This is a genomic window from Ferdinandcohnia sp. GQ5 (genome assembly GCF_059759275.1).
The window spans coordinates 1-10606 of record NZ_JCAXEW010000040.1; the positions used below are offsets into that span (position 1 = coordinate 1).

Annotated in this window: 8 protein-coding genes, 16 tRNA genes, 1 rRNA gene and 1 riboswitch; of the genes, 5 read left to right on the forward strand and 20 right to left on the reverse strand. The window is 38.7% G+C overall.

Annotated features, from left to right (window positions below):
- Window positions 1-16: 16 nt before the first annotated feature.
- Window positions 17-1279, reverse strand: coding sequence for a cation:dicarboxylate symporter family transporter (locus AC6CHV_RS26065; protein ID WP_498079954.1), 1263 nt, complete (start codon window positions 1277-1279; stop codon window positions 17-19).
- Between the two features lie 110 nt (window positions 1280-1389).
- Window positions 1390-1543: riboswitch (cyclic di-AMP (ydaO/yuaA leader) on the reverse strand.
- 119 nt (window positions 1544-1662) lie between these two features.
- A complete protein-coding gene (locus AC6CHV_RS26070; RefSeq protein WP_498079955.1) occupies window positions 1663-3297 on the reverse strand; it encodes a thiamine pyrophosphate-dependent enzyme in 1635 nt (544 codons plus the stop codon).
- 218 nt (window positions 3298-3515) lie between these two features.
- Here AC6CHV_RS26070 and AC6CHV_RS26075 point away from each other — a divergent pair, with 218 nt between their 5' ends.
- From AC6CHV_RS26075 to AC6CHV_RS26090, 4 genes are all read left to right on the forward strand, one after another.
- Window positions 3516-4379, forward strand: coding sequence for a GyrI-like domain-containing protein (locus tag AC6CHV_RS26075; RefSeq protein WP_498079956.1), 864 nt, complete (start codon window positions 3516-3518; stop codon window positions 4377-4379).
- A gap of 315 nt (window positions 4380-4694) precedes the next feature.
- On the forward strand, window positions 4695-5543 hold the full coding sequence (locus AC6CHV_RS26080; protein WP_498079957.1) for an MBL fold metallo-hydrolase: 849 nt from the start codon (window positions 4695-4697) through the stop codon (window positions 5541-5543).
- 211 nt (window positions 5544-5754) lie between these two features.
- Entirely contained in the window at window positions 5755-5958 is a 204-nt protein-coding gene (locus AC6CHV_RS26085; RefSeq protein WP_498079958.1) for a protein YkzT, read from the forward strand.
- Between the two features lie 214 nt (window positions 5959-6172).
- Window positions 6173-7270 (forward strand): LysM peptidoglycan-binding domain-containing protein, encoded by a 1098-nt coding sequence (locus AC6CHV_RS26090; protein ID WP_498079959.1) that lies wholly within the window; start codon window positions 6173-6175, stop codon window positions 7268-7270.
- Between the two features lie 101 nt (window positions 7271-7371).
- On the opposite strand, the gene AC6CHV_RS26095 is transcribed toward AC6CHV_RS26090, so the two are convergent.
- The gene (locus AC6CHV_RS26095; protein ID WP_498079960.1) at window positions 7372-7488 is read right to left on the reverse strand and encodes a zinc-binding dehydrogenase; all 117 of its coding nucleotides are present in this window, start codon (window positions 7486-7488) and stop codon (window positions 7372-7374) included.
- Between the two features lie 259 nt (window positions 7489-7747).
- Between AC6CHV_RS26095 and AC6CHV_RS26100 the strand changes: the two genes are divergently transcribed.
- Window positions 7748-8347: a DedA family protein gene (locus AC6CHV_RS26100; RefSeq protein WP_121449633.1), complete on the forward strand. Its 600-nt coding sequence runs from the start codon at window positions 7748-7750 to the stop codon at window positions 8345-8347.
- A 147-nt stretch (window positions 8348-8494) separates the two neighbouring features.
- On the opposite strand, the gene AC6CHV_RS26105 is transcribed toward AC6CHV_RS26100, so the two are convergent.
- The 17 genes from AC6CHV_RS26105 to rrf all read right to left on the reverse strand — a co-directional run bounded on the left by AC6CHV_RS26105 (window position 8495) and on the right by rrf (window position 10513).
- Window positions 8495-8576, reverse strand: a tRNA-Leu gene (locus tag AC6CHV_RS26105).
- Window positions 8577-8606: 30 nt separating this feature from the next.
- Window positions 8607-8692 (reverse strand) — tRNA-Leu (locus AC6CHV_RS26110).
- A 37-nt stretch (window positions 8693-8729) separates the two neighbouring features.
- Window positions 8730-8803 (reverse strand) — tRNA-Cys (locus AC6CHV_RS26115).
- Between the two features lie 2 nt (window positions 8804-8805).
- Window positions 8806-8880, reverse strand: a tRNA-Gly gene (locus AC6CHV_RS26120).
- A gap of 23 nt (window positions 8881-8903) precedes the next feature.
- Window positions 8904-8978 (reverse strand) — tRNA-Gln (locus tag AC6CHV_RS26125).
- Between the two features lie 40 nt (window positions 8979-9018).
- Window positions 9019-9094, reverse strand: a tRNA-His gene (locus AC6CHV_RS26130).
- Between the two features lie 11 nt (window positions 9095-9105).
- Window positions 9106-9179: transfer RNA gene (locus AC6CHV_RS26135), tRNA-Trp, on the reverse strand.
- Between the two features lie 44 nt (window positions 9180-9223).
- A tRNA-Tyr gene (locus tag AC6CHV_RS26140) sits at window positions 9224-9308 on the reverse strand.
- A gap of 16 nt (window positions 9309-9324) precedes the next feature.
- Window positions 9325-9400: transfer RNA gene (locus AC6CHV_RS26145), tRNA-Thr, on the reverse strand.
- Window positions 9401-9407: 7 nt separating this feature from the next.
- Window positions 9408-9483, reverse strand: a tRNA-Phe gene (locus AC6CHV_RS26150).
- Window positions 9484-9491: 8 nt separating this feature from the next.
- Window positions 9492-9567 (reverse strand) — tRNA-Asp (locus AC6CHV_RS26155).
- Between the two features lie 227 nt (window positions 9568-9794).
- A tRNA-Met gene (locus AC6CHV_RS26160) sits at window positions 9795-9871 on the reverse strand.
- 165 nt (window positions 9872-10036) lie between these two features.
- Window positions 10037-10112: transfer RNA gene (locus tag AC6CHV_RS26165), tRNA-Val, on the reverse strand.
- A 4-nt stretch (window positions 10113-10116) separates the two neighbouring features.
- Window positions 10117-10191: transfer RNA gene (locus tag AC6CHV_RS26170), tRNA-Glu, on the reverse strand.
- Between the two features lie 26 nt (window positions 10192-10217).
- Window positions 10218-10309: transfer RNA gene (locus AC6CHV_RS26175), tRNA-Ser, on the reverse strand.
- Between the two features lie 3 nt (window positions 10310-10312).
- Window positions 10313-10387: transfer RNA gene (locus AC6CHV_RS26180), tRNA-Asn, on the reverse strand.
- A gap of 10 nt (window positions 10388-10397) precedes the next feature.
- Window positions 10398-10513 (reverse strand): 5S ribosomal RNA (gene rrf, locus AC6CHV_RS26185).
- Window positions 10514-10606 lie beyond the last annotated feature (93 nt).

Sequence of the window (10606 nt, forward strand, 5' to 3'; positions counted from 1 at the left end):
ACTTAATATCACATATTTACGATGCTTGTTGAACAGCTTCAACTTTAGTAGGTGGGTTATATTTGCCTTCCCATTTAGCTACAACTAGAGCTGCCAATGAGTTACCTACGACGTTAACCGCAGTACGTCCCATATCTAGAATACGGTCAATACCAGCAATAAAAGCCAATCCTTCAGCCGGTAAACCAATTGTACTAAACGTCGCTAATAGCACTACAAAGGATACCCCAGGTACTCCAGCCATGCCTTTAGATGTTACCATTAATATTAGCATTAGCATGATTTGTTCCCCAATGCTCAAGTGAATTCCATACATTTGGGCGATAAATAAAGACGCTATGGCCTGGTATAAAACAGATCCATCCAAATTAAAAGAATAACCTGTTGGTATAACGAAAGTTGCTATGTGCTTAGGACTTCCGGCCTTTTCCATTTTATCCATAATCCTCGGAAGTACGGTTTCAGAACTGGATGTTGAAAAAGCAAGGATTAACTCTTCCTTAATCATCTTCAATAATTTAAAAATATTTAAACCAATAAATTTAGCCAATAATCCTAAGATAACTACTACAAAGAAAATCATTGTTCCATAAACAGTAATGGCTAGCTTGCCTAATGGAATAAGTGATTCAAATCCATATTTTGAAATAGTTACACCAATTAATGCAAAAACACCAACCGGAGCATATTTCATAAATAAATTTGTCACATAAAACATGGCATTTGCCATACCCTCAAAGAAACGTAAAACCGGTTTTCCTTTTTCACCAATAGCTGCAATTCCAAGACCGAATACAACTGCAAAGAAAATAGTTGCCAGCATATCTCCTTCAACCATAGCCTGGAACGGATTTGTTGGAACAATATGAAGGAGTGTATCTGTAATAGATTTTCCTTCTTGCGCTTCTGATGTTTCTACATAACCTGAGATATCAGTTTGTTCTAACTGCTCCATTACAAGACCAGCACCTGGTTGGAATAAATTTGCAGAAATAAGGCCGACTGCAATTGCAACCAAGGTCATTCCAATAAAATATGTCAGGGATTTAGCACCTAATTTACCAACTGATTTTAAATCACCAACGCCAGCTATCGCAACGATGATACTTGAAAGAACAATTGGTACAACAATCATTTTAATTAAACGTAAGAAAAGATCTCCGAATGGCTGTAGAAAGGTTTGAGCAGTTTCACTTCCGTAGAAAATCCCACCAACGATAATACCTAAAATAAGACCGATCAAAATTTGACTTGCTAAACTTAACTTGAATTTTTTCATAAATTACCCCACCTTCTTAATAATATGATTCTGATTACTCAGGTTAGGGAAACATATAGAAAGATAAGATAACAAATAAACGGCTGTTGCCGATTCACTATTCTACCATACTGTTTCCTCTTAATTGCTTACGAGGTTAGCTTTCAGGTTAGGACTAAGGGAAACAATAAGCCCCTTCTATTTAAGAACTCACCAATAGCGAAAAAAATTCCGCATGATAATTTGGGTCCCCCGCTCTAGAAAAAGATTTAGCAATAATGTACTACTCTGATTTTATACTAAAATATTATTCTAGTAAACTATTGATCATTTCCAGTTGTGGGTCCCACCCCTGATTATCTAAAGCGTTAACACTCCAGTGGGGCGGGACCAGCTTTCCAAGGTCAGCTCTTTGTTTCCGGATGAAAAATTGGCGCAGTTTCAACCTCTATCAATACTGGCCCATTATGTAATAATGCTTTTTTTAAGGTAGCTTCTAATTCACTATCTTCTCTGATTGAATAGCCTTTCCACGAGCAAGCTTCGGCTATTTTTACAAAGTCAGGATTCGTTAAATCCACATCCTTTTGAACGCTTCCGCTGGCTATCATTTTATCGCGTTCCATTTGTAACGCATGATTATTGAAAATGATGACTGTAATATTTAAGTTATATCGTATGGCCGTTAATAAATCGGCTAAAGTCATTTCAATCCCGCCATCCCCAACGACTGCAACCACTTGCTTCTCCGGGAAGCACAGTTTTGCTGAAAGAGCGGCAGGTAAACCAAATCCCATTGTTCGCCATTCTCCTGAAAAGATGATTTGTTGTTTAGTTGAGCGAAAATTACGATTGAACCAAACAGTTACATCACCCGTATCTAGAGTAATAATTGCATCGTTTTGAACAGTATTTTCAATAGCTCTAACAATTCTTGATGGATGGAGCGGTTGTGAAGATTGTAATCCTTCTTGCTCGTTTTGAGTATCCCATGTTTCTTTTGTCATTTGGATGTTTGTTACCCAAGTTTGATTTTGTGAAACGCTATGAAGACTTTTCGTTAACAGTGGGACAAGCATTTCAGCTGAACCTACAATACCTAACTCAACAGGTATACCTTTCCCGATATTCTCTTTCGCAACATCAATTTGAATCACCTTCGCATGCTCTGGAACATATCTTTCCGGCCACCACAAGTTCCCTACTAATAAAACAACATCTGACTCTTGAAAAAGATCTTTAGCATGAGGGTTTCCCCCTTGTCCAATTCCTCCTAAAAAGTGCGTACAGGATTGAGGAAACACCCCTTTTGCACCTAAACTTACAAGGATACCCGCTCCCCAAAGTTCTGCTAGTTTCTCTACTTCATTAACAATATGTATTGCCCCAAGGCCTGCTAAAATCATTGGTTTTTTTGCGGTTTTCATTAATTCAACAACCTCTGTGATATCTTGTTCATCTATAGATGTGGCAGTCTGTATCATTTTTGGTTCCCGCTGAATTTTTGCAGTCGAATTCATTGAAAAAAGATCTTTTGGAATCGATAGATGAGTAACAGCCCCTTTATCAACTGATGTTTTCATCGCTTTTGTTAAAACATCTATAATGGCGTCAGGGTGTGCGAGCAAAGACGTATATTCTGCGAGTGGTTTTATTAATTCTTGTTGATTAAGATACTGCTTATAGTCAGTCCCGATTTTTTGACTAGGAGCCTGACCAGTAATAGCCAGTACGGGTGCCTTATCCATATAAGCATCCCCTAGACCATTAAGTAAGTTTCCTAATCCTGGTCCCATCGTTGCCAGACAAACGCCAAGCCTTCCTGTTATCTTTGCCTCAGCTGAAGCCATCATGGCGGCAACCGATTCATGTTTCACCGCTATAAATTGTATTGAATTCTGCTTTGCTAGTTCATCCATTAACCCAATAATGGCATCCCCCACAACCCCATAGATCCTCTTAACTCCCCACATCTCAAGTTGCTTTAACATAAGACTTGCAACAGTTTCCTTTGTTGATTGATTAGACTCTGAAATCACGCTACAACCCCCTCCTAAAATTACTTTCTCCCTTACCTTTCCAAATACTGGGGTCTACTATTCAGAGCATGTTTTTAATCATCCATCAACAGTCCAACATATTTTTCATTACATCTTCGTTTGAATATCTGTCCGTAAACCGATATATTTTATGTTAAAAATGTCGAGTAATCTAGATTTGCCTTTGCTATTATGAAGACATGAAAAGGAGGGATACATTGCTAAAGGAATTAAACCAAGTGATCGATTATATCGAAAATCGTTTAACTGATGACCTATCTCTTGAAAGAATTTCTGAATATGCCGGGGTATCCGATTATCACTTTAGAAAGATCTTTTTTTATCTTTCAGGGCTGACGCTAAGTGAATATATTAAAAACAGAAAATTGTCAGAGGCAAACAAGGATTTATTACATGGTGATAAAGTTACAGATGTTGCATTTAAATATGGGTATCAATCAGTCGACGGCTTTACTAGAGCATTTAAAAAATGGAGTGGTTTTTTACCATCGGATGTAATTAAAACTGGAATAAGCAAATCGTTTCCCAAACTTTCATTCGTAATAACTGTTAAAGGAGGAACATCTATGGAATTTAGAATTGAAGATAAACCTGCATTTAATTTAGTTGGTGTAAGCAAACGGGTCCCAATGCAATTTGAAGGCGTGAATAATGAGATTGTAAAGCTTGCACAAAGCATAACGGACGAACAAAAAGAAGAAATGCATTCCCTTCAAAATATAGAACCTTTTGAAATTGTGAATGCCTCTTATAATGCGGACGCTAACTTCATAAAAGAGGAGGGCGATTTAACACACTTAATTGGTGTATTAACGACGGAAACTCAAGTAAGTAATCGTTTGAATAAGGTACCTGTCGAAGCCTGTACGTGGGCCATTTTTCCGAATGAGGGACCCTTTCCATCAACATTGCAAGAAACAATGGCAAAAACCTATTCTGAATGGCTCCCTTCTTCCGATTATGAAGTAATCAATGCCCCTTCGTTTTCTTTTACGAAAATGAATCAACATAAAAAAGGTTACGCATATAGTGAAATTTGGATTCCTGTGAAGAAGAAGTAAGAAAACTTTTCCATCCGGCCATAGGCTCTATATTCAATGGGGCTATGGCCTTTTAAAGTTCTTGAAATAACCCATTTGAAACTTGGGTGCAATCCAAGAAATGTATGCTCTTTCTGACTCAACCATCTTTGGAATCAGGTAACTCTGTCAGAATGCAGCGCTCATTCGGACACCTATCCCCTTGTATTCACTAAAACGGTCCAATGATTTGCTCAAGTTGTTTCTCTTGGTTACTCTATATGAAGTCTCAATTTTATCCCCTCTACAAATAGGATATAATGAACGGTACATACAATCTTGAAGGAGTTCATATACATGCAAACATTGCAAAAGCTTTCCAATCGTCTCTTCTATCTTCCTCCAGTTCAACAAACAGACCGTCCGATTTTGGTAGCGATTGTGGGAGACGACCAGACATTGTTAATTGATGCTGGAAACTCTTCTAATCATGCTAACCTATTCAAAGAGCAACTAGCTTCCTACAAAGTAACCGGAGATATTCTCGCTCTTACTCATTGGCATTGGGATCATATATTTGGCTTGATTGAAATGGACATGCCTTCAATCGCAAATAACATGACCTATGAAAAAATAAAAGAACTGCAGAAACTATCATGGGATGATAAAGAATTGGATGAACGTGTTGAGGCAGGGATTGAGATTCCATTTTGTGCAGACGCAATCAAGCTGGAACTTGGAATTGAGCGAAATGTTATTCTACCCGATCCCACGATTATTTTTAAAGAGCAAATAAAACTGAATCTCGGTGGAGTTACCTGCATCATCGAACTTATCGGTGGAGACCATTCAGCTGATTCAAATCTCCTCTATATTGCTGAGGAAAAAACGATAGTACTCGGTGATTGCCTCTATGCAAATCTGTACGCAGAAAAATGGCATTATACAATTGAAAAAATGAGTAAACTTCTAAAGAAAATTGAAAAATATGATGCAGAAATCTATTTCCTCTCTCATCATCCAAGACCACTAACAAAAGATGAATTTTCTTCATTTGTAAAACTATTAAAGAAGAGTGCCTTATTGACTGAGAAACATAAAGGGAATCTAGAAAGAATCACAACAGAGATGGCCTCCTATTTTCAACGTGAGTTGACGGAAGATGATTTAGAAATCATCACATACTTTGTGAATGGGTATGAGTAATATGAAGATTACCCCAAGGTGATTATTTACCTTGGGGGTTATTTAGTTGTATCGAAATTGCTCCTTTCCCCTCCCTCTTCATATTGTTACAACATTTCAAACAGAAATATGAAAGAAATGTGAACCTTTTCACAAATGTATTTTTAAACTATTTAATCGAGATATACTTTAAGTAGTTTAAAAATATATCTTCCAAGGAAGGTGCTAGGTAATGAAAGGTACAGCATTATTAATCAATAAAGATCACTCTGTTACAGTATTTGAAAATGTTGAGCATGATGTATACGAAGATCTAGTAAGTCTTGAAGATTCTAAGAAGATAAAATGTACCATTAATAACAAAGAAGTTCAATTTGACCCCATTGATAAAGTCGTTTGGTATGAAGAAACAATTGACTGGGAATACGGTTATTAATCATAAAAAATATTTCATCCATAAACAAAGCTTGCTGTATGTAAAATTACTGCAAGCTTATTTTTTATTTAATCGACAGAGAATGAGCAATTATGGCAAATCGGCTTACTATAATGGATAACTATTCCTCTATTTCCACATTAATCTACATTCCTAGACAATTCTATAGTATAATTATTAACTAGAATAATAGATTAATGAGGAGGTACAAACCTTGGGTAATAAGAAAATATATATGTCCGTGACTGCATCTGCAATCATTGCCTCTGCATTTTTTGCTGCGGAAGAGGCTGAGGCAGCAAGCACGTACAAAGTTCAGAGTGGTGATTCACTGTGGAAGATTGCTCAAAAACATGATCTTACTGTTTCACAATTGAAGTCTTTAAACAAGTTGACTAGCGATCTTATTTTCCCAAATCAAGTCCTTAAGACAGAAATAACTACCAACAATAATTCAGGCAGCAATAACACGAAACCTACTAATGAAAAAGAAACCCAAAAGCCTAGTGCGTCGAAGGCAACTACATATACGGTTAAATCTGGTGATACACTAAGTGGTATTGCCGTGAAACATAAGATTTCAATTAATGATTTAATGAAATGGAATAACTTGAATTCTACCCTTATCTTCCCAGGAAATGTGTTTGTTGTAAGTAAACCTACTACTGCTGAGGAACCAAGTAACTCTACTCCGGAGAAACCAAACAACACTTCTACCGAAAAAACGGAGAAACCTCAAGAAGAAAAAGTGCAGTCCGCTACTGTTTATACAGTTAAGTCAGGCGATACTCTGTCAAGAATTGCAATTGAATATAAAGTAACAGTTCCAAATCTTAGAAAATGGAACAATTTGAAATCAGATATGATATACATTGGTCAAAAGCTATCGATTGGTGAGGGAGCAAAAGAAGAAACACCTACAGTTGAAACCCCATCAAATAATAGTAGCTATAACGTAGATCAATTGATTAAGGTAGCTAAAAAACAATTAGGCATCAGCTATGCATGGGGTGGATCTACTCCAAATGGATTTGACTGCAGTGGATTCATTTACTATGCTTATAAGTCAGCAGGATTAGATACTCCTCGTTATTCAAGCGAGGGTTACCATATGCGCTCTTATTATGTGAATACACCTAATGTTGGAGATTTAGTATTCTTCCAGGGAACTTATAAATCTGGTATTTCTCATGTCGGGATTTATCTTGGTAACAATCAATTCATTCATGCTTCAAATGACGGAGTTGTCATTTCGAATGTAAATGACTCTTACTGGAAAAAACATTTTGAAGGGTTTAAGAGGTTTTATTAAAAGATTTTGAGGAAGTCAGTTCTTAGGAATTGACTTCCTTTTTTTCGGACTACATTTAAGAATGATAACCCAAACCCTTCTCTCATTTTAAATCTCTATTATTACTTTCCCTTGTGAATGTCCTTTTTCAAATTTCGAAATGCTTCTGGTACCTCACGTAAGGAAAAACTTCTATCAATAACTGGTTTTACCTTTCCATCTTCAATAAGCTCTTTCATCAAGAATTTCTTTCATGACATAACTCCATTTCAGTTTTAAGTTCTTCATGAAAGTAGTTCCATTTCTTCCTTTCGAAATAAGCAACTTATCCATCTTTATACTTTCCCAGCATGTAAAGTTACAACGGCTATCAATGTTTCACATAGGACAATTCTCTCTATTTTAAACATCGTTTACGTATAAAGTTTGATTGTTAACAAACGCTAATTTTATCGGATTAATTTGACTCTCGCAAAAACTCAGGAATGAGGAAGGATAATGGGAATTGTTGAACGCTTATTTGCTCAATATGGATATTTTGTGTTGTTAATTGGTCTACCTTTAGAACTAATTGCTTCTCCGATTCCACCTGGCAACTCAACACTTGCATACACCGGTTATTTATCGTACAAGCACGTACTTAAGCTTCTTCCCGCTCTTACTGCCGCATACTCTGGTTCCGTGTTAGGAATAACTACTACCTATTGGATTGGAAACAAGTTTGGGATGACACTAATTGAAAAATACGGAAAGTGGTTGTTTCTGAAGCCAAAACATATTAAGAAAACACGAAAAACTTATGAGAAATATGGAAACAAAATGCTATTATTTGGTTTCTTCTTGCCCGGTGTGAGACAGTTCAATAGCTATTTTGCAGGAATCATTCAGGTACCCTTTCGCACTTTTGCGCTTTATGCTTATTCAGGTTCCCTGTTATGGGTATCCTTTTTCATCGGAATCGGTTTTATATTCGGGAACCAATGGCAGTTCGTTTTCACTTGGATTGAACAATTTATGAAGGTGATCTTACTAATTTTGTGTGGGATGATAGTGATTTATCTATTTACAAAATGGCGAAAAAGAAAATTGGTACGGTGAATGCAACTAATTTGTTTTGGCTGCTCCTTTAAAGTAGGAGTCAAGTTGATACTAATAAATGAAAAAATGAAAACTCTCTATTCTACTGATAATTCTGGTTTAAACGCAAAAAAAACACTTCTCATCAAATGAGAAGTGTTTTTGTGATACCGGTGGTCGGGGTCGAACCGACACTCCAGAAGGAACACGATTTTGAGTCGTGCGCGTCTGCCAATTCCGCCACACCGGCGTATATAGAAAGAAAAAAGACATCAGAAGATGCCGAGGACCGGAATCGAACCGGTACGGTAGTCACCTACCGCAGGATTTTAAGTCCTGTGCGTCTGCCAGTTCCGCCACCCCGGCAAGTCATAAAAAAGCACTTACATTCAGTTTAAAATAATGGAGGCGGCAACCGGATTCGAACCGGTGGTAAAGGTTTTGCAGACCTCTGCCTTACCACTTGGCTATGCCGCCATTGGAGCGGAAGACGGGATTCGAACCCGCGACCCCCACCTTGGCAAGGTGGTGTTCTACCACTGAACTACTTCCGCAAATATTAATTAAGTAAAGAAAATGGCTGGGCTAGCAGGATTCGAACCTACGAATGACGGAGTCAAAGTCCGTTGCCTTACCGCTTGGCTATAGCCCAGTAATTAGCTGCGCATCAGCAGAAACATTATAAAATAAAATGGGGCGGCTGATGGGAATCGAACCCACGAATGTCGGAACCACAATCCGATGCGTTAACCACTTCGCCACAGCCGCCACTATTGTAATGGCAGGGGTAGTAGGAATCGAACCCACACCAAAGGTTTTGGAGACCTTCGTTCTACCTTTAAACTATACCCCTATGTTATATACTATTCAGATTAAAATAAAATGCAACTAATTAAATGGTGGAGGGGGACGGATTCGAACCGCCGAACCCGGAGGGAGCGGATTTACAGTCCGCCGCGTTTAGCCACTTCGCTACCCCTCCACTATTAAATTAAAAATGGTGCCGGCGATAGGAGTCGAACCCACGACCTACTGATTACAAGTCAGTTGCTCTACCAACTGAGCTACACCGGCATAAATATGGTGGCTCAGGACGGAATCGAACCGCCGACACAAGGATTTTCAGTCCTTTGCTCTACCGACTGAGCTACTGAGCCACTAAATATGGCGGTCCCGACCGGGATCGAACCGGCGATCTCCTGCGTGACAGGCAGGCATGTTAACCGCTACACCACGGGACCTTTTTGAATTATTAAATCTTTCAACGCACAATTTCTTTCGTTTGTTAACTGTCCCTTCCTCTACTAGTTTATTCGAGGATGATTATCCGTCGGGACAACTCGTAGTTGATTCGATGATGTTTTGCTCGTCGCTACACCACGGGACCTTTTTTATTGAATATTTCGTCTATTGATTAGGAACAAATATTATATTACTATATTATTTCATTCTAGTCAACATTTTTTTTTGGTTGCGGGGGCAGGATTTGAACCTACGACCTTCGGGTTATGAGCCCGACGAGCTACCAGACTGCTCCACCCCGCGATAATAGAAAATATATAGTTTTTGTTATGCACTTAGTTAGCTGTTGACTGTCCCTTCCTCTGCAAGCTAATTCAAGAAGCCTTATCCGTCGGGACAACTCGCAGTAACTTCGATGATGCAACGCTCGTTGCTCCACCCCGCGATAATAGAAAACAACTTTTTAAATGGTGGAGGATGACGGGATCGAACCGCCGACCCCCTGCTTGTAAGGCAGGTGCTCTCCCAGCTGAGCTAATCCTCCATAATGGTGACCCGTACGGGATTCGAACCCGTGTTACCGCCGTGAAAGGGCGGTGTCTTAACCGCTTGACCAACGGGCCAACTTACTTTTTTAATATATATATAGTGGCGGAGAGCAAGGGATTCGAACCCTTGAGACAGTGTTGACCGCCTACACGATTTCCAATCGTGCTCCTTCGACCACTCGGACAGCTCTCCAAATGGCTCCGCAGGTAGGATTCGAACCTACGACCGATCGGTTAACAGCCGATAGCTCTACCACTGAGCTACTGCGGAATATTACAAAACCTAGCGACGTCCTACTCTCACAGGGGCAATGCCCCAACTACCATCGGCGCTGAGAAACTTAACTTCCGTGTTCGGTATGGGAACGGGTGTGACCTTCTCGCCATCGTCACTAGATAAAGTAAAGACAAGTATTATTATACTATCTTTAGAAAATATTTCAAGAAGAAATTTTCATTCCTTCAAAACTAGATAACGTACATGTATTCA

Coding starts and splice junctions, on each gene's coding strand:
- AC6CHV_RS26065 (WP_498079954.1), bottom strand. CDS start 1,279: ATGAAAAAATTCAAGTTAAGTTTAGCAAGTCAAATTTTGATCGGTCTT.
- AC6CHV_RS26080 (WP_498079957.1), top strand. CDS start 4,695: ATGCAAACATTGCAAAAGCTTTCCAATCGTCTCTTCTATCTTCCTCCA.
- AC6CHV_RS26085 (WP_498079958.1), top strand. CDS start 5,755: ATGAAAGGTACAGCATTATTAATCAATAAAGATCACTCTGTTACAGTA.
- AC6CHV_RS26095 (WP_498079960.1), bottom strand. CDS start 7,488: ATGAAAGAGCTTATTGAAGATGGAAAGGTAAAACCAGTTATTGATAGA.
- AC6CHV_RS26100 (WP_121449633.1), top strand. CDS start 7,748: ATGGGAATTGTTGAACGCTTATTTGCTCAATATGGATATTTTGTGTTG.